This window comes from Metabacillus kandeliae, from assembly GCF_021166585.1.
GTDB classification, from domain to species: domain Bacteria; phylum Bacillota; class Bacilli; order Bacillales; family Bacillaceae; genus Metabacillus_B; species Metabacillus_B kandeliae.
This window is the reverse complement of the sequence record NZ_JAJOZE010000001.1, coordinates 429,242-453,122: the sequence shown is the minus strand read 5'-3', so window position 1 is coordinate 453,122 and position 23,881 is coordinate 429,242. Positions and strand designations below refer to the sequence as shown.

Below are 23,881 nucleotides of genomic sequence, written 5' to 3'. Positions count from 1 at the left end.
TGGAGGATGTTTTTCATTTAGTTTGCTTTTTCTACGTTAACAGGCTGCCAGCCCTCGTTCGTTACCCAGTGCAATGATACCTTGTATTTTTCTTTTGTTGTTTTATCTGAAATGGTGCCTTTGGCATCGTTTGGCGAGCCGTTGTTGCCAATAAACCATACCGTCATGTTGCTTTCAGAAATACCTGTTGCAGAACTCATTGCTTTCTTCATTTCTGCCCAGTCCTGTGAATCTTTTTGGTATGTGGCAGTGTGAGGCTCTGATTGGGATGTGCCGACAGGCTTCCAATCTGACTGTGCTGCAGGGCTGCTGTTTTTATCTTCATCTTTTGCCTGCTGGTCATCTGATGATTTTTCGTCATTTTTTTGAGAATTTTCGCTGTCAGCATTTTGATCCTCTGATGCATTTTGATCGGATGATGCATTCTGATCATCTGAGCCAGTCTGATCAGATGTATTTTGATCGGATGAAGTTCCCTGTTGGTTTTGGTCCTGATTGGAACCGCTGGAATCAGCCGGCTGCTTGCTATCTTGTGCTGCGGAATTTGATGTTTGCTGGCTGCTGTCTACCTTTGATGCCTGCTGCTTGCTGCCGCTGCCTCCGAAGATAAGCTGTGAGCCTACAACTATAATCAGGACAAAAATAACCCCGATTAGAACATTTAACACTACATTTGTTTTTCTTCTTTTACCGCGCTTTTGATATCGCGAGCTATTCATGTATTTCCACTCCTTTTGCCCTTATCTATCTGTACTATTCTAACATCAGTTCATGAATCAATCCAGGATGACCTTGGAAAAGCATCCCCGGCAGCATACAATGTCAGCTGGCTCTAGAAAGCATTACCCTTTTCCCCTCTTAAATGAGAAACACCTCATCCAAAAACGGGTGAGGTGTTTTTCACAAAATGCTTTTATTTAATGTTAACGATTTTAACCTGCATTTCACCGCCGGGAGTCTGAACGCTTACTTCATCTCCGACTCCTTTGCCCATCAGGCTTCTTGCAATAGGAGAATCGTTGGAAATCTTCCCTTCGAAGGGGTCTGCTTCAGCACTTCCGACGATTGTGTATGATTCTTCGTCACCGTTAGGAAGCTCCTGGAAAGTTACCGTTTTTCCAAGGCTTACTTGGCCTGTACTGCCTTCATCTTCCTGTATGATTTTCGCATTGCGGATCATGTTTTCAAGCGTGGTCACGCGGCCTTCTACGAAAGCCTGTTCTTCTTTTGCAGAATCATACTCAGAGTTCTCAGAAAGGTCTCCGAAGCTCCGGGCTACTTTAATACGTTCAACAACTTCTTTGCGTCTCACCGTTTTTAAATATTCCAGTTCCTGCTCAAGCTTCTGTTTTCCTTCTTCTGTCATTGGAAATACTTTTTCTTGCGCCATTCCCTATCACTCCTTCAGAAATACTTACTGTCCCCCACTAAGGTTCTCATATGTAAAATACTGTAGAATAGACAAGAGCGAGGACAATGATGTCCTCACGCTCATTCTTCGTTCATTATTGACTTCTTTGCAAATTGTATATGCGAAAAAAGGCAAGCTTATTCGCTTGCTTTGGCTGCAAAAGCATCTTAATGAATTCTTTAACAGTCTATACATAATATGGTCACAGTACACTTTATCTATGCTATGTTATTACAAAATAGCGTTTAGTTCAAGAATTGTTTGAATTTTTGTTACCATTATATCGATGGCCACATGATTTTGGCCGCCTTCAGGGATGATAATGTCCGCATACCGCTTTGTCGGCTCAATGAATTGGTTGTGCATCGGCCTTACAACTGACACATACTGTTCAATGACAGAATCAATTGACCTTCCGCGCTCCTTGATATCCCGGAGCATGCGGCGGATAATCCGAAGATCAGCGTCTGTATCAACGAAAAGCTTGATGTCCATTAAATCTCTAAGCCTTTCATCCTCTAAAATTAAAATTCCTTCAAGGATAATAACATCCTTCGGCTCTGTAGGAATCACTTCACTTGCCCGCGTATGGATTTTATAATCATAAACCGGTTTTTCAATTGCCTCGTATTGAAGCAGCTTAATTAAGTGCTCGATCAAGAGCTCATTATCAAAGGCAAGCGGGTGATCATAATTCGTATTCAGCCTCTCTTCAAAAGGAAGATGGCTTTGATCCTTGTAGTAATAATCCTGTTCCAGCATCATAATGGAGTGGCCTTTGAAATGCTCGTAAATGGCTTTGGTTACACTTGTTTTCCCAGAGCCGGAGCCGCCGGCAACTCCTATAACAACAGGCTTCTTGCCCATTTGCTCAATACCCCCTTTCACCTCTTGCTGCTTGGTCCTTGATGGATTGCAGCAGCTTTACTTAGCCAGCAGCTTTAACGGTCTGCTGGCGGTTTTTTTATGCTTAAAGCTATGCCGTCACCGGCTGGAATAATGGATGTCATATAATCCGGATGGCTCACAAGCCATTCATTATAATAATGGATTTTTGCTGCCAGGCTTCTGATCCTTTTGCTTTCGATTTCTTCCGGATCCTCTGCAACAAGTCCCCTGAACAATACATTATCTGTGATGATAATGCCGTTTGCTGAAAGCATCGGCTCGTACAATTCAAAAAAGCGTCTGTACTGCCCTTTTGCCGCGTCAATAAACAAGGCATCAAAAGGCATCCTCCCGCTCACCTCACCGCTCAGCTCCAGCGCATCACCGAATAAAACGGTTATCCTGCCGGAAAGACCTGCGGACTCCACCCGCCTGACAGCTTCTTTGTATCTCTCTTCATCTCTTTCCAGTGTGACAATCCTGGTGTTTGGAAGAGCCTGAGCCATTCTGATGGCTGAATAACCAATGGCTGTTCCTATTTCTAATATGGCTGCAGGCGAATGAAGCCTTAAAAGCTGAAGCAAAACGTTCATTCCCGCCTTTTCCATAATGGGAACCTGGTTTTCCTTGGCGTATTCCTCCATATCGCGGATATATTCCGGCTCAGAAGGAATCAGACTTTCGAGATAAAGCTGCAGTTTGTCCTCATGCAAGATACTATTTCCTCCTATTGCAAAAAGAAGCAGGGTCTTTTTACTCTTAATTAGCTGTATGTATGAGCTTCTAATTACAGCTTTTCACCAATAACTCGATATATTTTAGCATAAAAACATTGTATTGAACATAGATAGGCGCAATGCCTGATAATAGGCAGAAAAAAAGAGCCGGCTAAGGCTCTTTATTTTCCAGTAATATGCTTTTCTTTCTGTGTGTTATGATCCTTTAGGTTTTTCGTAAATACTACTGTTCCATCCTTGCTCGCCAGGAAATAAAGATAGTCGGTTTTATCCGGATTAATCGCAGCTTCAAGAGATGTTTCCCCTGCATTGGAGATAGGACCCGGCGGGAGACCTTTGTTCAGATACGTATTATAGGGCGATTTCACTTTCAGGTCTTTGTAATACACCTTTGATTTATGGTTTCCAAGCGCATAAAGAACTGTCGGATCCGTCTGGAGCGGCATTTTTTTCTCCAGTCTGTTGTAAAAGACGCTCGCTATTTTTCCTCTGTCTGTTTTTTGAGTGGCTTCTTCTTCAATTAGTGAAGCCATTGTCAAAAACTGATGCACGGATAGTTTCTTCTGCTGAATCTGCCCGCTGTATTTCTTGACCATTTCGTCTGTTGGCTTAATCATTGTTTCAATAATGGTTTCAAGCGGTGTATTTTGTTTTTCAAAAGGATAGGTTGCCGGATACAGGTACCCTTCCAGCGGATACTTAATATTTTTATTGTCGATGTCCTTCTTCAGGGTATCAGGATACTTCTGTTTCAGGTTTTGAAGAAAGGTTTTATCCTGCATTGTATTGAGGACTTCCTGTTCCTTATAGCCGGATTTTGCCGCGATTAGAGCTGCAATTTGCTTCAGCTGCTTGCCTTCCGGTACAGTAATCTGAAAAGCAAAATTGGGCGAAGCTTTTCCGGATTCAAGCAAGGCAATCATTTCATCCAGTGACATGCTTTTCGTAAAAAGATATTCACCAGCCTGGAAACCGGATGCATTTTTATATTTGACGTAGACCTTAAAAATGTTTTCATTTCGAATAAGGCCGGCATCTTTCAGCCTGTGGGCAATTTCCCGAACAGATGAACCTGTTGGGATGGAAACCTTCTGCTGATCGCTGCTGCCAGAGTCAATCGGTTTCAGGCACAGCATTATGTAAAAAACAGCTGCGGCGGCAGCAATCAAGAGTACAATAACCGCTGCAAGCAGTGCGCGCATCGTCTTTTTTCTTTTTTGTTTCTTTTGAGGCTGCTGCGTAAGCATCCCCTTAAAGTTATTTTTGTCTGTCATCATACGCCCCCTTAACCTGTTCCGTCTATTATAATACAATTTTCGCTCCTATTCGGCAAAAATTAAGGGGAACAGTCCACAAAACCCGCGAAAAAAAAGCTGAGTGCGTCAACACTCAGCTTTTTACCTTTATTCTTCTTCGTTTTCAAAGAAGGTATTCAGCATTTCTTCGACCATATCCCACTCTTCTTCAGTTTCGATCGGTTCAAGGTCTCCATCTTCCCCATTATCGTTCGGAACGAAGCTGGATGCATGAATTTCAATTTCTTCTTCATCTTCATTGTCGCTGCTTATAGGGTAGTACAGGACATAAGACTTGTTAAACCTGTCTGATTCAAATGTAAAAAGGATCTCGCAAAGCTGCTCGTTTCCTTGTTCATCTACTACTGTAATTTGCTTTTCACCGTGTTCCATTTTCTTCACCTCTTCTATCCATTATGATGATATGTCTTATTTTGCTCGGAGGACGGGAATGCCATCCATCACTTCAGGCTGTCCAGATAGCCCTGCAGGATCATCACTGCGGCCATTTTATCAATGACCTTTTTACGCTTCTTCCTGCTGACATCTGCTTCAATGAGCATTCTTTCTGCAGCCATTGTAGTCAGCCTCTCGTCCCAAAGAATAACCGGAAGACCATAGGCTTCTTTCAGCATTTCAGCATAGCGCTGGCACGCTTCTCCCCTCGGTCCGATCGTCCCGTTCATATTCTTGGGCAGGCCGACAACAATTTTTTCGACTTCCTCATTCTGCAGTATTTCTGAAAGCCTGTCCAGTCCGAATTTTTTATTTTCTTCATCAATTTTAATTGTTTCCAATCCTTGTGCTGTCCAGCCAAAATAATCGCTGACAGCCACACCGACTGTTTTTGTTCCATAGTCAAGCCCTAATATTCGCATTTTATCCCTCGCGATGGTTTTTTAAGTACGATTTGACCAATTCCTCGATCAGTTCGTCGCGTTCCAGTTTTCTGATCAGGTTGCGCGCATCGCGATGACGGGGGATGTATGCAGGATCTCCTGACAATAGGTATCCGACAATCTGATTGATCGGATTGTAGCCCTTTTCCTCAAGAGCACTGTATACCGTAAACAAAACTTCTTTTACATCGGCCTCAACCGTTTCTTCCGAAAAGTTGAATTTCATCGTTTTATCGAACGAACTCACGATCTGCACCTCTTTCCCGGAATCTTGCCCGAAATAGCTCAAGTGTCCACTCTTATTAACATTTTACACTACAGCCGGGAATTATAAAACGGATTTTACCCATTCCTCTGCATATTTAAGAGCTGCTTCCAATTTTTCAAGGTCTTTTCCGCCTGCCTGCGCCATGTCAGCACGTCCTCCGCCGCTTCCTCCGCAGCGTGCTGACACTTCCTTGATCAGCTTGCCGGCATGGTAGCCTTTTTCTGTCAGATCCTTTGTGACCCCTGCAGCGAGGTTGACTTTTCCATCTGCTGCAGCTCCAAGCACAACGATAGCTGAGCCGAGCTTGTTCTTCAGATCATCAAGCATTCCTCTCAGGCTGTTCATATCCTTAGCCTGCACAGTGCTTGCCAAAAGGGTTACACCATTAATTTCAACTGCTTTGCCAACAAGGCCTGATGCTTCGGCATTGCCAAGCTTTGCATTCAATGAGTCATTTTCACGCTGTACATTTTTCAATTCCAAAAGAAGTCCGTCAACTCTTTGAGAAACATCCTTTGGAGCTGCTTTCAGCTTTGCTGCGGCTTCTGCCAGAATATCGATCTGGCTGTTCATTGCTTCGTATGCAGCCTTGCCTGTTACAGCCTCAATTCTTCTTGTACCGGCTCCAATGCCTGACTCAGAAGAAATTTTGAAAAGCCCTATTGCTGATGTATTGGCAACGTGGCAGCCTCCGCAAAGCTCAAGGCTGTACCCGCCAATTTGAACGACCCTGACAATGTTTCCGTATTTTTCGCCGAACAGGGCCATTGCCCCCATCGCTTTTGCTTCATCAATCGGCTTGTACTCAATGTTTACATCAAGGGACTGCCAGATTTTTTCATTAACGATTCTTTCAATTTGTTTCAGTTCTTCCTGTGTCACCTGGCCGAAATGTGAGAAGTCAAAGCGCAGTCTGCTGTTTTCAACGAGCGACCCTGCCTGGTTGACATGTGTACCGAGTACATCCTTCAGCGCTTGGTGCAGCAGATGTGTGGCTGTATGGTTTTTAATAATGCCTGTCCGGTTGTCTCTGCTGACTTTTGCAAGAACCGCATCATTTGTTTTTAGTATGCCGCTTTCTATGACTGCACTGTGAAGATTTTGGCCGTTAGGCGCTTTTTGAACATCTTTAATTCTGACAAGGACTCCTTCTGAGCTTAACGTTCCTTCATCAGCAATCTGGCCGCCGCTTTCAGCGTAAAATGGCGTTTTATCAAGAATCAGCTGAACCTCTTGTCCTTCGTGAACTTCCTCTGCCAGCTGTCCGTCCTGTACAATAGCAATGACTGCTGATTCAGTCTCAAGCACATCATAGCCGACAAATGTGCTCTCAGCTGTAATTTCTCCGAGCACACCGCCCTGGACCTGCATGGAGCCTGTTTCCTGGCGGGCAGCTCTTGCCCGTTCTCTCTGCTTTTCCATTTCATTTTCAAAGCCTGCGCGGTCAATGGTCATGCCTTCATCTTCAGCGTATTCTTCAGTAAGTTCGACAGGGAATCCATAAGTATCATACAGACGGAAAACATCCTCGCCCGGAATCACACTTTTCCCAGCTGCCTTTTCTTTTCTTGTTACTTCAGAAAGAATGGAAAGACCGTCATTCAATGTTTCATGGAAGCGTTCTTCTTCATTTTTGATAACTTTTTGAATAAAAGCGGATTTTGCTTTTACTTCCGGATAAAAGTCAACCATAATTTCAGCTACAGCCGGAACGAGCTCATACATAAAGGGACGGCTGATGCCGAGTTTCTTCGCATAGCGAACAGCTCTCCTTAATAGCCTGCGGAGAACGTAGCCTCTGCCTTCATTTGAAGGAAGCGCTCCATCTCCGATTGAAAAGGTTACTGTCCGAATATGGTCGGCTATCACTTTAAAAGCTGTATCTTTTTCATTGTTTTCCCTGTAGCTTTGGCCTGAGACTGCCTCAGTTGCTTCAATAATCGGCATGAACAAGTCTGTATCAAAATTTGTTGGTACATTTTGAATAACAGAGCACATCCGCTCAAGCCCCATGCCTGTATCAATGTTCTTTTTCGGCAGCGGTGTATACGTTCCATCAGGATTATGATTAAATTCAGAAAATACAAGGTTCCACACTTCAAGGTAACGTTCGTTTTCCCCGCCTGGATACAGCTCCGGATCTGCCGGATCATTTCCATAGGTTTCACCGCGGTCATAGAAAATTTCCGTATTGGGTCCGCTCGGGCCTTCTCCGATATCCCAGAAGTTTCCTTCAAGGCGGATAATGCTTTCTTCCGGCACACCTACTGTTTTTGTCCAAATTTCAAATGCTTCGTGATCCTCAGGATGAATCGTTACTGACAGCTTTTCAGCATCAAATCCGATCCATTTTTCATCAGTTAAAAATTCCCACGCCCAGATAATCGCTTCTTTTTTGAAATAATCGCCAATGGAAAAGTTGCCGAGCATTTCAAAAAAAGTATGGTGGCGCGCCGTTTTTCCGACGTTTTCAATATCATTCGTTCTGATGGATTTTTGGGCGTTAACGATCCGCGGGTTCTCCGGGATAACACGGCCGTCAAAATATTTTTTCAGTGTTGCTACACCGCTGTTGATCCAAAGAAGCGATGGATCGTCCTGCGGCACAAGCGGGGCACTTGGTTCAACGGAATGTCCTTTTTCCTTAAAAAAATCCAGGAACATTTGGCGCACTTCTGCAGATGATAACAATTTCATTACATTTCCTCCTATATGAATGCTTGATAAACAGGCAGAATACAAAAAAACTCCCGTTCCTGCATGAACAGCATACTGCTGTTCACACAGGGACGAGAGCTTCTCGCGGTACCACCCTGGTTATGGAAAATCCATCACCTTCTTTTCGGCCATAACGCGGCTTCACGGCAGGGATTAGCTGCACTCCGGAGTAGCTTTCAGCTGGTTTGCTAAAGATTCTTTCAGCCATGGAATCTTTTCTCTAATTAGAATAATGGCCAGCCTACTTTTTCCGTCATTGTGATCTCATATGTATATCCTGAATTATAGCCAGCCCTTCTGCTGTTGTCAATCCTGCCTGATGACTCTGATGCCGTGCTCAATAAAGACTTTCAGCACAGCCGTAACCGGTACGGCGAGGATCAGGCCGAGTACGCCTGCAATCTCCCCTCCTGCCGCAAGCGCCAGCATAATAATGATGGGGTGCATATGAAGACTGCGGCCCACAATAAAAGGACCGAGAATATTCGCTTCTATAAACTGCAGCGACATACTCAGAATCACCACAGTAATGACGGTATTTACCCCCATGCTGGCAGCGATGATGAGAGCAGGAATGACACCGATAATCGGCCCAAAATAGGGAATCACATTTGTTACACCGATAATCAGTCCTAGAATTAATGCGTATTTCACCTTAAAAAAGAAAAATCCCAGAAACGCGAGAAAGCCGATGATGACGCAGACAAAAAACTGCCCTCTAATATAATCGCCAAGAGAATGATCCGCATCCCTGATAAATTCCTTAGCCTGCTGCCGCCACTTTTTCGGTGTCAAATACCAGGCAGTCCGCTTCACATCCTCCACATCCCTCAGCATGTAGAACACGAGAAACGGAATGAGCGTAATAATAACCATATAATTCAACAAAGCCTGAATACTTTCAATCAGCCTGTCAATCAGCTGGGCCAGCCAGCCTTCCGCTCTCAGCATAAGTCCTTCTATTCGATCATGAATCCCGTCAGGCCAATGATCAGTATGATCCCTAATCATGGTCAGCCACTTTTCATAAAGACCCATCAGCTGGGGAATGTTGCCGGAAAGATCCATGAGCTGGCTGATCAGGATGGGTATGCCTCTGTAAAAGCCATAGCCGATGGAGCCAAAGAATAGAATGTAAATAATAAAAATAGAAACTGCTCTTGGAAGGCCTGTTTTATGAAGCCTTTCAACAATCGGGTGCAGCAGGTATGTAATGAACGCGGATATGATAAAAGGAATAAAAATTGCCTCAATCATGATCCAGATCGGATTCCACAGCTCTCTAAGCTTTAGAAAAAAATAACAGCTCAATAGGATCAACAGTATAATGCCTGCACGAAACAGCACAGTTTTTTCCTTCACCCCGCACACCGCCTTTCATCACTTTATTGTTTTGATAAGAAAGGCAAAATATGCAAAGTCTGTTTTGAATTTTTAACAATCGAAAAAGGGCTGACAGCTGTCAGCCCTTTTTCATTGTTTTAGGAAAACATCCTTCTCATGCGCTTTTGCATTTTTCTCCAGTCACGCTTTGATAAACTTTTGCCGTTTGTCAAATAATGGGCTGCGGCAGCGCCGACTCCCATGGAGATAATTGAGGTCATCATGCGGTTCAAGACGTATTCCCCCTTTTTAGAATCCTACAAATTGACAGACCGGTCTTCCTCAGTGAAAAGGTCATCGAGAGAACTTAATGTTCCATCTTCCTCCACTTGGTGAGTAAAAATCGTTCCTTTTGAAACGGAAAGCTCGATAAAGCAGTTCCAGCAGTAGTATTGATTTACACCGATTTTTCCCAGGTCTTTATTCTGGCAGTTTGGGCATTTCAGCAAAGGGCACACCTCACTCGGTAATAGCATTCATGACGATGGCATCCTTGCTGACAGTAAAATTCCCATCAGAAGGGTGTACTCGCTTCTTCCCCTCTGACAAATCAGCAAAAAAGCCGTCGGTCAGTTCATATGCTTCGATTGTGCCCAATTCTGCTGAAAAGTATACATCATTCAGCAGCCCAAGCTTATCGCCTGAAGAGTTATAGACCGCTTTGTTGTAGAGAGGCTTGTGTGTTTCGAGGAATAAATTTTGCTTTACGAGCGCAGCAGGCTTTAATGCCTCCCTGCTTGTTACGAAAACGCCGTCATTTCCAATGGAATGGACCGCTTCGAGAGGAATGAAGCGGTCTCTTTGAAAGAAACCTTTTCCATCCATCAAAAAACCAGTTACCTGGCTGTTTTGGGAAATCGATAAATCGGTGATGCTGCCAATAGCTGCTGCTGTACCCAGTTCAAAAACAGGAAGACCTTTTATTTGCCGATAGGTTCTCAAAGTGATCCCACCTTTCGAACACTAATAGGATTCTTCCTTCTCCATAAAGTCATACGGCGTAATGTTTCCCATTCCGATATTGGCATCACGGATGTCAAAAGGCAGTTCCTTCTGCCATTCTTCCTCTGCCTCTTCCCCTTCAGAAAGCCTTAGGGCAAGGGTTGTCTGCCTATTGGTATGATCCCTGCTTTCGATGCCTCTTCTGAGCGCTTCTTCTTCCCCAAGCAAAATCAGGAATTTTTTGCTTCTTGTAATGCCGGTATAAATCAAATTGCGCCTCAGCATCCGGTAATAGCCTTTTACAATCGGCATAACCACAATCGGGAACTCGCTTCCCTGCGCTTTATGAATGGAGCAGCAATACGCATGTGTAAACTGCATAAAATCTTTTTTTGTATAAGTTACTTCTCTTCCTTCGAAGGAAATGACAACCATATCTTCTTTTTCGGTATTTTCTTTTGCGTAAAAAACGGACACAATTTCACCCATATCACCGTTGAAAACATGTTCTTCCGGCTGATTCACAAGCTGAAGGACTTTGTCACCGACCCTGTAGGCCACATCACCAAAAAGGAGTTCCCTTTTTCCAGGCGTTTTTGGATTAAACATTTCCTGAAGCATTTTATTCAGCTGATCAATGCCCGCAGGTCCCCTGTACATCGGAGCCAGCACTTGAACATCCTTTGGCGTGAATCCTTTCCGCCTGGCATTGTCGACAACCTGCTGAACGGCTTCTCTTACGTGCTGTGATGTGCACCTGATAAAAGATCTGTCCTTTGTCGGCTTTAGAATGTTATCAGGCAGTTTTCCCCGCTTAATCTCATGCGCCAATTCAATAATGGAAGATCCTTCTGCCTGGCGGTAAATGTCAGTAAGCCTTACGGTTGGTATTCTTTTTGAAAGCAAAAGATCGCGCAGCACCTGGCCAGGGCCGACAGATGGCAGCTGATCCTCATCGCCTACCATAATCACCTGTATATCTTTAGGCAATGATTTGAGCAGATGATTAGCAAGCCAAATATCGACCATTGAAACTTCATCAATGATCAAAAGCTTTCCCTGTATAGGGTTGTCCTCATTCCGCTCAAAGCCCTCTGCCCCGTTCCAGCCGAGCAGCCTGTGGATGGTTACAGCAGGCAGTCCTGTCGCCTCGCTCATTCTTTTTGCCGCTCTTCCTGTGGGCGCCACAAGCAAAACGGGAAATGGCTCGTCTTTTTTATAATCAGAAGGATCGAGCGAACAGCCATGCAAATCAGAATACAGCTCAACAATCCCTTTAATGACCGTCGTTTTTCCAGTACCAGGACCGCCTGTCAAAAGAAGCATCGGCGTCATCAGCGCTTTTTGGATCGCTTCTTTTTGCGAAGGAGCGTATTGCACATTCATCCGTTCCTCCAGCTTGCCAAGAGAAAGCAGAAATTCCGATTCAGGAAACAGTTCATCATACTCTGTCTGCTGCAGAATTTTTTCAATGTTTTTAGCGGTGTTATTTTCTGCATGATACAGCGAAGGGTAATAAACTCTTTTTTCCTCAATAATGATTTGCTTGTCCTCTGCAAGTGAGATCAGTTCAGCGGATATATCCTGCTCCAGAACTTCTTCCTGTTTTGACTGATCAAGCAGCGTTTTTGTTTCTATAATAAGCTGTTCCAGCTCCAGAAAAACATGTCCCTCTTGCAAGGAGGAATACTCGAGAGTATAGAGGCATGCTGCCTGTATCCGTTCAGGATGCTTTCCTGACATTCCGATTTGGCCGCCAAGCTCATCGGCTTTGATAAAACCGATCCCTTCAATATCCTTCACAAGCTGGTAAGGGTTTTCCTGGATTTTGTTCAGCGTTTGATCCTGGTATGCCTGATAAATTTTCATGGACAGCTGCGGCCCGAAACCAAACTGGGAAAGCGAGATCATAATTTGCTCAAGTCCCTGGTGCTGCATCAGGGATTTCGTGAGCTGCTCAGCTTTGTCTTTTGGCAGTCTTGGAATTTTATTTAATACCGATGAATCTGCCAGTATGGAACTGATGGCCCCGACCCCGAGCTCTTTTACAATCGTTTCGGCCGTTTTTTTTCCGATGCCTTTAAAAAGGTCGCTCGAAAGATACTGAATAATGCCTTCTTCAGTATTCGGCATTTCTTTTCTAAAATGCTCTGTTTGAAATTGCGGACCGAATTTTGGATGGACAGCAAGAGTCCCATAGAACGTATAAGTTTCTTCCTCCTGCAGAAGAGGGAAATAGCCGGTAACTGTTATCTCTTTATCTTCGTAAGAAAGGTTTGTTTCGCTGATTTTCAGCTTCAGTACAGTATAAAGGTTGCTTTCATTATGAAAAATAACCGCCCGAAGCCTGCCTTTTACAAATTCTTTTTGATCTAAATCTTCATCCATAGACATTTGCATGGCTTTTCCCTCCTTCCTGAAGGATGATCATTGCTCTTTTACGCTTTTCACTCCGTTTAGTGCAAGAAGATGACCGGGGTCAGCAGACACCGCCTTTTCAAACATTTCAAGCGCTTTTTCAGGATCATTCTGATATAAAAAGCACACTCCGAGATTGTACCATGCGTCAGCATGCTCTTCGTCCTGCAGTACGACTGTTTCCAGCTGCTCAATCGCTTCCTTGTAGCTTTCTGAGGAAGCGAGGCTCAATCCGAATTGAAATCTTGCCTCAGTATCCTCTTCATTCATTTCGGTTGCTCTTTGAAGGTAGGGGGCAGCAAGCTTCGGAGAACCTGCCTGCATAAAGCTCATGCCAAGCATGTAGAAAGCATCTGCATGATCCAGTCCTTTTTGAATAGCCTTTTGAAATTGCCTTGCGCTTTCAGCGTAATTTTCTTTTTCGTAATAAATGGTTCCCTGTCCGTAATACGCTGTTGCAGCATTTTCGTCTAATTCTGCAGCTTTACTGTAAAATTTCAGCGCATTTTCATTTTCTTGGATGGCTGATAGCAAATTGCCGAAATTTATGTATAATACCGGATCATTTGGGTTTTCTTCAATCGCCTCTGTAAAAAGCTTTGCAGCTTCTTCCAGCTGCCCTTTTTGCATCGCTTCAATGCCAAGCTGATTTTTATCTTTCATTGTGACAGCCCCCTGTTCCTGTTTTTTTATGCAGAAAAAGGGCTGACCCCTGTGCTGTCCTCCCTGAGCTGTCCCGCTCGGAGGCAATGGCCCCAAAAGGTCTGCCCTCTTTTATGAATCATTTTATCCAACATACCATAATTTATCTTCTTCTTTGAACACTTCATCAATTGTTCCGCCGCCAAGGCAGACATCGCCGTCATAAAAAACAACAGCCTGTCCAGGTGTTACAGCGCGGATTGGCTCATCAAACACGATGCGGGCTTTTCCATCATCAAGCAGTTCAACCCTTACTTTATTGTCCGGCTGGCGATAGCGGAATTTTGCCGTACAGACAAGCTCTCCTTCTGGCGCTTTGTCTGACGTCCAGCTGATATTTACAGCCAGGATGGACGTGGAATAAAGCGTTTCATGGTGGAAACCCTGGTCAACGTAAAGCACATTCTTTTTCAAATCTTTGCCGACAACGAACCAAGGATCACCGCTTCCGCCGATGCCAAGTCCGTGGCGCTGACCGATGGTATAATACATCAGGCCGTCATGTTTTCCCATCAGTGTTCCGTCAAGTGTTCTCATCTCACCTGTTTTCGCAGGGAGATAATTGCTCAAAAATTCTTTGAAATTGCGTTCTCCGATAAAACAGATGCCTGTACTGTCTTTTTTGGATGCAGTCGCAAGGCCTGCTCTTTTCGCAATTTCACGGACTTCGGACTTTTCAATATCGCCGATCGGGAACATGACTTTTGAAAGCTGGTTTTGATCGAGCTGGTTCAGGAAGTATGTCTGATCTTTGTTTTCATCAACGCCCCGGAGCATTTTATACTCACCGTCGCGGTATTCCACTCTCGCATAGTGGCCTGTAGCCAAATAATCTGCACCAAGTGAAAGAGCATGCTCCAGAAAAGCTTTGAATTTGATTTCTTTGTTGCACATAACATCAGGATTTGGCGTTCTGCCTGCTTTGTACTCATCAAGAAAGTAAGTGAACACTTTTTCCCAATATTGCTTTTCAAAATTCACGGCGTAATAAGGAATGCCGATTTGGTTGCACACTTTGATCACATCGTCGTAATCCTCTGTAGCTGTACAAACACCATTCTCATCGGTGTCATCCCAGTTTTTCATAAAAATTCCGATCACATCGTACCCTTGTTCTTTTAAGAGCAGTGCTGCGACAGAGGAATCTACACCGCCTGACATTCCAACAACAACCCGTGTATTTTTTGGATCCTTTTTCATATGGTTTCACCTCTTTTGCATTAACCTTTTAAGCTATTTGTTTGCCGTCAAACGGCTGACTGCTTCTGCTGTTTTAATTGCCGCTTCCTTAACGTCATCTATCGTTAATCCCATGCCAAAGCTGAAGCGGATGGAGGCAGCGATTCTGTCCGAGTCTTTTCCAAACATCGCTGTCAGAACGTGGGAAGGATCTATAGAACCTGCCGTGCATGCTGAACCGCTTGAAACGGAAACACCGGCGATATCCAGATTAACGAGCAGAGATTCTACATTGGTTCCAGGGAAGTAAAGATTCAGAACATGCGGCAAACTGTTTTCCAAATCGCCATTTATTTCGAATAAAATGTCTTTTTCCTTTAACACGCCAAGCATGGCTTTTTTCATTTCTTTATAAAGCTGGGCTTTTTCTGCCCGGGAATTCTCCGCAAGCTCTACTGCTTTGGCAAGCCCGATAATCCCGGCTGAATTTTCAGTGCCTGCTCTTCTTTTCAGCTCCTGCTCTCCGCCGAAAGCAATCGGGGAAAGCTTTGTTCCTGATTTGGCATACAAGAACCCGGCACCCTTTGGACCGTTGATTTTGTGGCCGGAAACGGACAGCAAGTCCACTCCAAGCTCCCTTACATCAATCGGAAGAAGTCCGAATGCCTGAACAGCGTCAGTATGGAAATAAGATTGGTGATTTTTAAGAAGTTCACTGATTTCAGCAACCGGCTGGATGGTTCCTGCCTCATTGTTTCCATACATGATGGTGACGAGAATTGTCTCATCGCTCAAGGCGCTTTTCAGATCATCAAGGCTGATTTTTCCCGTTTTGTCCACTGGAAGATACGTCACCCTGCAGCCCTGTTTTTCAAGGTGCGCACACGTATGAAGAACAGCATGATGCTCAATCTCTGTTGTAATGATATGGTTCCCTTTATCCCGATTAGCAAGAGCCGTACCGATAATTGCCATGTTGTCTGCTTCCGTGCCGCCGCTTGTAAATATAATCTCCCGCGTGCCTGCATGAATACTGCTGGCAATGGTTTCCCTTGCCTTGTCCAGAAACCGTCTGCTCTCCCTGCCATGTGCATGGATGCTTGAGGGATTGCCATAGTATTCCGCCATAAATCCAGCCATGGCTTCAATCACTTCCGGATTCATCGGTGAAGTTGCTGCGTGATCTAAATAAATACGTGACAAAACCGCCACTCCTTTTTTCTTCTATGAATCAGATATAAAACATATAAGCTTCCTGATTGCCGTCCGTGTAGCTTGCCAGATCCTCAAGCGTTGTGCTGTCGAGTACATCTTTTACTGCGTCTCTGATTCTGATCCAAAGCTCCCGTTTTGCAGGTTCCTCATCCTCGAGCACCTCAACAGGACTGATCGGCCCTTCCAGCACACGAATAATATCACCTGCTGTGATTTCGTTCGGGCTGCTGCCGATAATATAGCCGCCGTACGCACCTCTGATGCTTTTAACAAATCCGGCATTGCGGAGCGGTGCAATGAGCTGCTCCAAATAATGCTCAGACAGATTATGCGTCTGGGCAATGCTTTTTAAGGAAGTCGGACCTTCCCCGTGTTTTTTTGCAAGTTCTATCATTATAGTAAGACCATAACGGCCTTTAGTTGAAATTTTCATGCCTGCTAGCACCCCTAATTTTTCTGCTTCCATTAACTGCATTATGTGATTGCCTGCTGCAGCTTATACGTGATGCAGAAGTTTCGATTAAACGCTTCAGGCTGATCTTCCTGAAGCAAGCCTATGCTATTATACCATATCGTAAGGCTTCAAGCATGCAGGCAGCCATTTCAATCTGTAGAATTATAATGAATCTATACAGGGATTTCAAATTATTTGCATTCTAGGGCCTCATTCTTCATAATGAGCCCATCTAGCAAAACTGGGAGAGATGAGTTTGAAGCCGCTGGCATTTCGAATGAGACCGAAACAGCTTGAAGAGATCATCGGCCAGAAGCATCTGGTCGGAGAAGGAATGATCATAAACCGGATGGTAAAAGCGCGCCACTTAAGCTCCATGATTTTATATGGGCCGCCGGGTATTGGAAAAACATCCATTGCAACAGCCATTGCCGGAAGCACTGATACAGCCTTTCGTTCCTTGAACGCAGTTGTTAACAATAAAAAAGATATGGAAATTGTGGCTGAAGAAGCAAAAATGTCCGGTAAGGTTATTTTGATTCTTGATGAGGTGCACCGCCTTGATAAAGCAAAACAGGATTTTCTGCTGCCGCATCTTGAAAACGGAAGGATTATTTTAATCGGCGCTACGACAAGCAATCCCTATCATGCCATCAACCCTGCGATTCGCAGCAGATGCCAAATATTTGAACTGAAGCCGCTGGAGCCGGAAGAAATTGAAGAGGCCATTGAACATGCTATTAAGGATAGAGAGCGCGGGCTTGGCAATCAGAATATTGACCTTGAAGAAGAAGCAAAGGCGCACCTGGCAAGAAGCTGCGGAGGAGATGTCCGGTCTGCCCTTAATGCCCTTGAGCTCGCCGTTTTGTCCTCTGAAAAAGACGATGACGGCATCATACATATCAGCCTGAAGGATACGGAACAGTGCATTCAGAAAAAAAGCTTTGTTCACGACAAAGACGGTGATGCACATTATGATGTGCTATCAGGATTTCAAAAGTCGATCAGGGGATCTGACGTTAATGCAGCATTGCACTACTTGGCACGCCTGATTGAAGCGGGAGATCTTGTCAGCATAAACAGAAGGCTGCTCGTCATCGCCTATGAAGACATCGGGCTTGCGAGTCCGCAGGCAGGCCCCCGTACGCTTGCCGCAATAGAAGCATCAGAGCGGCTTGGTTTTCCTGAAGCACGCATTCCGCTCGCCAATGCAGTGATTGAACTGTGTCTTTCTCCTAAATCCAACTCAGCCTACTCAGCACTGGATGCGGCGATCAGCGATCTCAGAAGCGGTGCAAGCGGCGATATTCCTGCCCACCTCCGCGACGCACATTATAAAGGAGCCAAAAATCTTGGACGCGGACTGGACTATAAATATCCGCATGATTATGAGTCAGGCTGGGTGCAGCAGCAATACCTGCCTGATAAACTGAAAAACAAGAAATACTACACACCAAAAAAGACCGGAAAATTCGAACAGGCGCTTTCACAGGTTTATGATAATTTGAATAAGAAGAAGTAGACCGGCTTGCTGATGGGCAAGCCGTTTTTTTTTGCCGGACAAGGCTGGAGAAGTATAGCTATGAGGTTTTAATAGAAAACAAAAAAACATTAGACAAAGTACTCTCGGTTTGTCCAGAACCATAATGAGAGGAGACTTTGTCTAATGAATAACCTCAATATAACGTACTTATTCCTTTAAAATCAACTTTATTTAAAAAACTGCTCTTTACCCCCGCTATAGTGCAATCGAATTCTCATCCAATGCAGGATTTACTTCCCTAATCATAATCGTAGTAGCTTACCCTTTCATTCATGATTGATTGAGCCATCTTAAAGGCCTCTTCTTCTTTTTTTTGAGCCATGTAGTACTCATATAACTTCTTCTTATAATGTTCGATTAGAACAATTTCTCCGCTTTCTTTAATGTGAGGAAGGGCCTCTTCCTCAATTAGCCTATAATATTCAGACTCATTATTTGTTAGAAGAGCCAGCAAACATTTAAAATCAATAACACTTTTGGCTGAATTCCTTTTTTCTGCAAGTCTAAGACCTTTTTCCGCAAGTTTCAGCAGCGTCTCCGCAGGAACATTGCCTGCTTTACGGCTCGCCCTGACATATCCATGCAATGTTAGTAGATAAATTGGCTCGCTCTCTTCCATCAAGTCCATCGCCTTTTTGTACAATCCGGATGACTCTATGTATTTTTTTCTTCTGTGATGGTCAAAGGCAAAATTATGCATAAGCTTTGCTTTTCTTTCTGTGCTTTTGCAAACATCACATGTCCGCAATAGTTTTTGATACATTCTTTTTGTTTCTTCGTAATCGTGCAGCTCTTTGGCGTTGAGCTCCACAAGCAGAAGCGTTTCTGTGTCAATAATCCGAAGCAAATTGAGAGTTTTGCGAAAATATCGAAGGGCCTGTTCCCCGTAATAATACGCAGTAATGTTCGAATGAATGGAATGATAAGCCAGAGCCAGGTGATAAAAGTATTCCTGATTGTTGTATTGCTCGGGTATAATGCTTTTCAATGTCTCAATGCATTGTGAGAACTTTGCCGTTAAAAAATAATAAATGCCAAGAACATGCTTCAGTAAATTCATTTCAAAAGCGGTGAGCTCTTGTTCTTCCTGCTGAATAGCTGCTAACCGATCATACGCTTTATTGAGCTGATTTTGATAGAGCTCATATCTGGAAAGAAGGAGCTGATAGATAACTCTGAAGTCCGGCAATTCCTTTAACGGATGCAGCTCAGCTTCAACCTTAAAGGCAGCTGACTCTTCTTTTTGCTGCATAATGATGGCGTCATGCCAGGACCTTAGCGTCTGATGAAGCCTTTTATAGCTTTCTGCTTCTTTTTTGATATGAATATGAAGCCTTTCAGCAAGCATGTTCATAATTTCCGAGGAATACTCTGTAATGCCTCGTTCAATTTTGCTCAGATGCGTTACCGAACAGATGCCTTCTGCCAGCTTTCCTTGAGTAAATCCCTGTTTCTCCCGGTAAAATTTAATGATTCTTCCCTCAATCACAGCCAACACCCCAAGTGCCATTTTCTATTATTATAAGACTATTTTCTTCATTTTTGCTGTCCAATTTCGTCTTGGCTTTCACCCTCAAATAAAAAAGAAGAGAATCAGTCCGATTCTCTTCTTGCCTCTTTATTTATTGGATGGGGTCAATCCGATGTCACTCAGCAGCTCATCCAGTCCCTTCCCGCCGATTTTTTCTAAAGGCTTGGCGTGAGGTTTTGCCTCAGAACCGATTTGCAAAAAGTTTTTCTCCGCAAATCTTACATCTGTTTCATTAATAGTGCCATCCTGGTTGATATCCAAGTTTTTCACTTCAGGACCCTGCTCTCCGTAGTGCTGTACGAGCAGCTGCACATCACGAATGTCGATGAGTTCGTCTTGATTCACATCTCCTGCCTGATTCGTGTTCAAAACAATCCGGGAGCTAATACCGTGAAGCTCACCATTTCTTTCCTTGCCGAGCATCACTTTTTCTACTTGAGTCAGATGCCCCGGGACTTCAGCATACACGGTGTAAAATTTGTCTGATGCCGGCACTCCGGTTACCGTATACTGTCCTCTTGCATCCAGCTCGCCATTATATTTTTTGCCGTCCTTCCCTTTTACATAGACAGCGGCACCGAGCGATGCTGCATTATACTTGTTGTCGAGATAGCCTCCAGGTGTCATGAAGGCCTCCGGAAAAATATACCCGGAAACTCTGGAATGCTTTGAATGAAAAGCAAAATTGGTTAAACTGTAGGCAGGAATTTGACCAGGGTGGACGTTATCTGCCTTTAGGTAAGAAAATTGATCCACTTTAAAGGCAGCGTGCGAATAATAATAAGTGTCAGAATTGACTTTATACGTCACATCCAAAAATGGAAAGTTCCCATTAAGCCCTTCAAAGCCCTTTTTGGATAGGACTGCCCCTACTTTGGCCAGGTTGTCTTTCACTTGAGGGCTTTTTAGATTGATCTTAATCCCTCTTTTTTCGGCCAATTCTTGAAAAGCTTTGTTTACCGTCACTTTCTCAAACTTAAATGTATCATCATAAACTGAATTCACTGTATATTCGCCTGATACAAACTGTTTGACGTTTTTCACATTCACGGTCATTGTAATGCGGTCATTCAATTTCACCGCATCCTTGTTATAGCTAGTTTCTGCATATTCGGTTCCTTTTTTCAGGAATACGAAGCGCGGGGCGGTATAGATATCAGCCGCCGTAGCCATGTCCCATGGGAATATCTGGAGCTGGTATGGTTTTTCATATTCCTCCGGAAGCACTCCAAACTTGACGTCTCCGTTATCTGCCACATCAAGGAAACCGCGAATAAATGGCACGCCGTTTTCATAGTAACCTACCGTGTTAGAGCTTTGGGTATAGGGGACACCTTTTGCCTGCAGTGAAGTAACCGTTGAGTCTGTAACTTTACCATGCACCCAAAGAGCATGATAGCCATCCTCGTCCGTCAGCATAGAATTATCCATCTCTACTACTCCCGGCTTTACATCAAAGGATGTTTCGGGCGGAGTGTTGTCTACAATGGCTGTATTGGAGGAGTGATAAACGGCTCCTTCTTCATCCTGTCCAATCACGTCTATCGTATATTCTTTCTCAGGCAAGTAAGCAGGGCTATCTGAAACAGGCTGATCGATATCTCCAGTGAAAGGATAGACAAGCCCTCTGAAAGCAAAGGCTAGAACGTAATCGCGGTCAGGCTTCATGGAAGAAGCATTCAAGCTTCCTGCAATACCTAATGCTTTTCCGGTTTTCGCATCTTTGATCACAACGTCCAAATATTTCATCGGACTTTTCAGCTTGAAAAACATCGGTGCTCCAGGCGAGAAGTATTGGTGATAAGTTGTATCGTTAGTGGCAGAAGGAGGATCCAGTTTCGTATAAGCAATTCCTTTATCTGTCACTCTGATTGAGAAAGGAATGGAGATCGTTGAGACCTGTCCGCTCTTCAAATGAATATACCCTTCATACCAGCCAAGTGCTGCCGTATCCGGAACAGATATTTTTATATCAGCGGCTGCTGTTTTGGATGCTTCTGCGGATATGCTATCCGGAAGGGTCAGCTGAACGTGATTTCCAGCAGCATCCTGAATTCCGTTATGGGCCGCGCTGAATTCCACCTCTGTTTGGTACACTGCTTTTGCACCGCTGTTGTTTTCAATGGTTAAGCGGCGAGAGTCATTGATCGCAAGTCCTTTTTCTTTATAATGAGTTCCAAAAGAAAGGGAGCCTGTTTTGTCTTCGATCGTGACAACTTGTCCGTTGTTATCTGTATTCTCTGCAGTATCATGAATTTCTGCAATTTGGGAAGCATGAACAGCGTGATAGGCATCCACACGCCCTGCACCGGCTTCATTGACAGAATAATCCTTTTTCAGCTTCACTGCTGTATTCATTAAGGCAGCCTTCACTTCAAAAGGGTCATAATCTGGGTGCTCCTGTAAAATTAAAGCGGCCGTTCCGGCAATGTGAGGAGTTGCCATAGATGTTCCCTGAAGCCTTGCATAGGCAGTACTATAGTCAATTCCTTCCTCTGGGCTGTTCATGAATTCCGGATAAGCGGAAAAGATCGAGACACCAGGTGCCACAATATCCGGTTTGATGTCATCATTTGCGTTTACAGGGCCTCTTGAACTGAAGTCTGCCAATGAGTCTCCCCCTGTGTTTAGTGCCGTCATTTTACCGAAGACAAGAGACGGATCTGAGAGCTTGCTCAGCGATTCCCCATCAGCCTGCTGCAGCTGAAAAGCAGGAATATAGGAGGCATTTTCCCCCAAGTATGCCGGTATGTCCCCTTCTGTGTTGTTATAAATAATAACCGCCGCTGCTCCAGCGTTTTTGGCATTTTTTATTTTTTCATCAAACGGAATGTCGCCCCGCTTAATTAAGGCTATTTTTCCAGCAGCATCTTTTCCTTCGAAATCAGCAGGTTTGCCTAATCCGGCTGCAACGATCGGATAGGTTTTCCCCTCGAAAGCCGCTATGTCATCCTTGAAATTTTTACCGAGCAGCTTCATTTGGTTAAATGTGTGTTCACCAGCAGTTGCCGTAAAAGCAGGTATGGCCATAGTTACATCGGAAGCGCCAACGGTAATTCCTAAAGCGCTTGTTCCAGGAGACCCAACCGTTTTTTCATTAGGGCCGTCATTTCCTGAAGCCACAACAGAGGTAACACCCGAAAGCATGGCATTGTTGATCGCAATGGATGTTGGATACAGAGGATCATTGACTGAAATGCCCAATGATAAATTGATCACATTCATTCCGTCCTTGACCGCCTTATCAATTCCTGCCAGCACATCCGCTGCTTTGCCCGCTCCATAAGGCCCAAGGACCCTGTAAACATATAGATCTGCTTCTGGTGCTACTCCTTCTACAGCGTAATCCACGTTGTTTTTCTTTTGTCCTGCAATTGTTCCGGATACATGTGTTCCATGGAAGGTATAATAAGGCTCGCCGGTTTGCGGACTGATTTCCGGCTGTTTGGAATCTTTCCAATCCTTATAGGTGGCCTCCATCGGGTCTGCATCATTACCCACGAAATCCCAGCCCTTTACCGAATTCGGGTCAACCTGTTTAGGATCTTTACCGTCTTCCGCCCGAAAACCTTTATAGGCTCCTGTTAAATCAGGGTGATTATAGTCGATTCCTGTATCAATGACTCCCACTTTAATTCCTTGGCCTTCAATATGCTCCGAATGAAGTTTGTCGGCTCCTATTTGGGGAAGACTCTCGTTAAACTCAGGCTTGTCCGATTTAGCACCTGCAGGAAGCGAAAGCTTGATGGATTCATCGCTCCAGATTCTTTTAACCGTTCCTGAGCGAAGCAGTTCCTGAACAGCGGCACCCGGCATGGTCATAGAAACTCCATTAAACGCATTTTTATATTCTCTCTTAATCTCTGCTTTACCTGAACCGGATGCCGGAAAACTTTTCGAAGCCTTTAATTGTTCCAAAAAGCTCCTAAATTCCTGATGAGAGGCTTCCACCTTGGATGCTGCCATGGATAAAGAGGCTTTTTTTCCCTTTGCTGCTTCTTTTTTCACCTGAACCAGAGCAGGCTCCTGATTAAATTCAACTATGATGCTAACCGGTTTACCGCTTGATGTATCAATTTTTGGATCAACAGTAAATCCTGGACTTGCCTCCAGCTGCTTTAATGCTTGCCTTTGTTCTTCCGACAACCCTTTCAATATTTCTTCTGCATTTGATATTTGTGAAGACTGCCCCGCCTGCGCATATCCGCTTTGAAAGGCTGCTGACACAATCATACTGACAGCCAGCGTACCGGTTAAGAACATTTTTTTCTTTGCATCGCCCACTATATTTCCCCCTG

General features: G+C 44.3%; 21 protein-coding genes. 1 reads left to right on the top strand and 20 read right to left on the bottom strand.

What is annotated here, in order from left to right; genetic code table 11:
- Positions 1-17 precede the first annotated feature (17 nt).
- From LRR81_RS02125 to cymR, 18 genes are all read right to left on the bottom strand, one after another.
- Positions 18-719 (bottom strand): DUF1510 family protein, encoded by a 702-nt coding sequence (locus tag LRR81_RS02125; protein WP_231787645.1) that lies wholly within the window; start codon positions 717-719, stop codon positions 18-20.
- Between the two features lie 194 nt (positions 720-913).
- Positions 914-1,390 carry a transcription elongation factor GreA gene (gene greA / locus LRR81_RS02120; protein ID WP_231787644.1) on the bottom strand — a complete coding sequence of 159 codons (477 nt, stop codon included), beginning with the start codon at positions 1,388-1,390 and terminating at the stop codon, positions 914-916.
- A gap of 252 nt (positions 1,391-1,642) precedes the next feature.
- Complete coding sequence (gene udk, locus LRR81_RS02115) at positions 1,643-2,278, bottom strand: uridine kinase (RefSeq protein WP_231787643.1); 636 nt, start codon at positions 2,276-2,278, stop codon at positions 1,643-1,645.
- 74 nt (positions 2,279-2,352) lie between these two features.
- Entirely contained in the window at positions 2,353-3,015 is a 663-nt protein-coding gene (locus LRR81_RS02110; RefSeq protein ID WP_231788586.1) for an O-methyltransferase, read from the bottom strand.
- A 182-nt stretch (positions 3,016-3,197) separates the two neighbouring features.
- Positions 3,198-4,310, bottom strand: coding sequence for an endolytic transglycosylase MltG (mltG, locus tag LRR81_RS02105; RefSeq protein ID WP_408631576.1), 1,113 nt, complete (start codon positions 4,308-4,310; stop codon positions 3,198-3,200).
- A gap of 129 nt (positions 4,311-4,439) precedes the next feature.
- Complete coding sequence (locus LRR81_RS02100) at positions 4,440-4,724, bottom strand: DUF1292 domain-containing protein (protein WP_231787642.1); 285 nt, start codon at positions 4,722-4,724, stop codon at positions 4,440-4,442.
- Between the two features lie 68 nt (positions 4,725-4,792).
- Entirely contained in the window at positions 4,793-5,209 is a 417-nt protein-coding gene (ruvX, locus tag LRR81_RS02095) for a Holliday junction resolvase RuvX (RefSeq protein ID WP_231787641.1), read from the bottom strand.
- 1 nt (position 5,210) lies between these two features.
- Positions 5,211-5,477, bottom strand: a complete 267-nt coding sequence (locus LRR81_RS02090) for an IreB family regulatory phosphoprotein (protein WP_231787640.1) — start codon at positions 5,475-5,477, stop codon at positions 5,211-5,213.
- 81 nt (positions 5,478-5,558) lie between these two features.
- Positions 5,559-8,195, bottom strand: a complete 2,637-nt coding sequence (gene alaS / locus LRR81_RS02085; RefSeq protein ID WP_231787639.1) for an alanine--tRNA ligase — start codon at positions 8,193-8,195, stop codon at positions 5,559-5,561.
- A 327-nt stretch (positions 8,196-8,522) separates the two neighbouring features.
- Entirely contained in the window at positions 8,523-9,578 is a 1,056-nt protein-coding gene (locus LRR81_RS02080; RefSeq protein ID WP_231787638.1) for an AI-2E family transporter, read from the bottom strand.
- Positions 9,579-9,697: 119 nt separating this feature from the next.
- Entirely contained in the window at positions 9,698-9,823 is a 126-nt protein-coding gene (locus tag LRR81_RS02075) for a YrzQ family protein (RefSeq protein ID WP_231788584.1), read from the bottom strand.
- 33 nt (positions 9,824-9,856) lie between these two features.
- A complete protein-coding gene (locus LRR81_RS02070) occupies positions 9,857-10,048 on the bottom strand; it encodes a hypothetical protein (protein ID WP_231787637.1) in 192 nt (63 codons plus the stop codon).
- Between the two features lie 10 nt (positions 10,049-10,058).
- Positions 10,059-10,541, bottom strand: a complete 483-nt coding sequence (locus LRR81_RS02065; RefSeq protein WP_231787636.1) for a PRC-barrel domain-containing protein — start codon at positions 10,539-10,541, stop codon at positions 10,059-10,061.
- Positions 10,542-10,562: 21 nt separating this feature from the next.
- Positions 10,563-12,929, bottom strand: coding sequence for an SF1B family DNA helicase RecD2 (gene recD2, locus LRR81_RS02060; protein WP_408631586.1), 2,367 nt, complete (start codon positions 12,927-12,929; stop codon positions 10,563-10,565).
- Positions 12,930-12,968: 39 nt separating this feature from the next.
- Entirely contained in the window at positions 12,969-13,622 is a 654-nt protein-coding gene (locus tag LRR81_RS02055; RefSeq protein ID WP_231787634.1) for a tetratricopeptide repeat protein, read from the bottom strand.
- A gap of 123 nt (positions 13,623-13,745) precedes the next feature.
- A complete protein-coding gene (gene mnmA / locus LRR81_RS02050; RefSeq protein WP_231787633.1) occupies positions 13,746-14,861 on the bottom strand; it encodes a tRNA 2-thiouridine(34) synthase MnmA in 1,116 nt (371 codons plus the stop codon).
- A 33-nt stretch (positions 14,862-14,894) separates the two neighbouring features.
- On the bottom strand, positions 14,895-16,043 hold the full coding sequence (locus LRR81_RS02045; RefSeq protein WP_231787632.1) for a cysteine desulfurase family protein: 1,149 nt from the start codon (positions 16,041-16,043) through the stop codon (positions 14,895-14,897).
- Between the two features lie 28 nt (positions 16,044-16,071).
- A complete protein-coding gene (gene cymR / locus LRR81_RS02040; protein ID WP_231787631.1) occupies positions 16,072-16,488 on the bottom strand; it encodes a cysteine metabolism transcriptional regulator CymR in 417 nt (138 codons plus the stop codon).
- 277 nt (positions 16,489-16,765) lie between these two features.
- On the opposite strand from cymR, the gene LRR81_RS02035 reads away from it, so the two are divergent.
- Complete coding sequence (locus LRR81_RS02035; protein ID WP_231787630.1) at positions 16,766-18,031, top strand: replication-associated recombination protein A; 1,266 nt, start codon at positions 16,766-16,768, stop codon at positions 18,029-18,031.
- Positions 18,032-18,290: 259 nt separating this feature from the next.
- Here the strand turns inward: LRR81_RS02035 and LRR81_RS02030 are convergent, their stop codons facing one another.
- Together LRR81_RS02030 and LRR81_RS02025 are read right to left on the bottom strand one after the other, a co-directional pair.
- On the bottom strand, positions 18,291-19,541 hold the full coding sequence (locus LRR81_RS02030) for a helix-turn-helix domain-containing protein (protein ID WP_231787629.1): 1,251 nt from the start codon (positions 19,539-19,541) through the stop codon (positions 18,291-18,293).
- 129 nt (positions 19,542-19,670) lie between these two features.
- Positions 19,671-23,867: a S8 family serine peptidase gene (locus LRR81_RS02025; RefSeq protein ID WP_231787628.1), complete on the bottom strand. Its 4,197-nt coding sequence runs from the start codon at positions 23,865-23,867 to the stop codon at positions 19,671-19,673.
- Positions 23,868-23,881: the final 14 nt, after the last annotated feature.

What these genes read in the sequence shown, in the direction of transcription:
- LRR81_RS02125 (WP_231787645.1), bottom strand. Translation starts at nt 719, where the DNA reads ATGAATAGCTCGCGATATCAAAAGCGCGGTAAAAGAAGAAAAACAAAT.
- greA (WP_231787644.1), bottom strand. Translation starts at nt 1,390, where the DNA reads ATGGCGCAAGAAAAAGTATTTCCAATGACAGAAGAAGGAAAACAGAAG.
- udk (WP_231787643.1), bottom strand. Translation starts at nt 2,278, where the DNA reads ATGGGCAAGAAGCCTGTTGTTATAGGAGTTGCCGGCGGCTCCGGCTCT.
- mltG (WP_408631576.1), bottom strand. Translation starts at nt 4,310, where the DNA reads ATGACAGACAAAAATAACTTTAAGGGGATGCTTACGCAGCAGCCTCAA.
- LRR81_RS02100 (WP_231787642.1), bottom strand. Translation starts at nt 4,724, where the DNA reads ATGGAACACGGTGAAAAGCAAATTACAGTAGTAGATGAACAAGGAAAC.
- ruvX (WP_231787641.1), bottom strand. Translation starts at nt 5,209, where the DNA reads ATGCGAATATTAGGGCTTGACTATGGAACAAAAACAGTCGGTGTGGCT.
- alaS (WP_231787639.1), bottom strand. Translation starts at nt 8,195, where the DNA reads ATGAAATTGTTATCATCTGCAGAAGTGCGCCAAATGTTCCTGGATTTT.
- LRR81_RS02075 (WP_231788584.1), bottom strand. Translation starts at nt 9,823, where the DNA reads ATGATGACCTCAATTATCTCCATGGGAGTCGGCGCTGCCGCAGCCCAT.
- recD2 (WP_408631586.1), bottom strand. Translation starts at nt 12,929, where the DNA reads ATGGATGAAGATTTAGATCAAAAAGAATTTGTAAAAGGCAGGCTTCGG.
- LRR81_RS02055 (WP_231787634.1), bottom strand. Translation starts at nt 13,622, where the DNA reads ATGAAAGATAAAAATCAGCTTGGCATTGAAGCGATGCAAAAAGGGCAG.
- mnmA (WP_231787633.1), bottom strand. Translation starts at nt 14,861, where the DNA reads ATGAAAAAGGATCCAAAAAATACACGGGTTGTTGTTGGAATGTCAGGC.
- cymR (WP_231787631.1), bottom strand. Translation starts at nt 16,488, where the DNA reads ATGAAAATTTCAACTAAAGGCCGTTATGGTCTTACTATAATGATAGAA.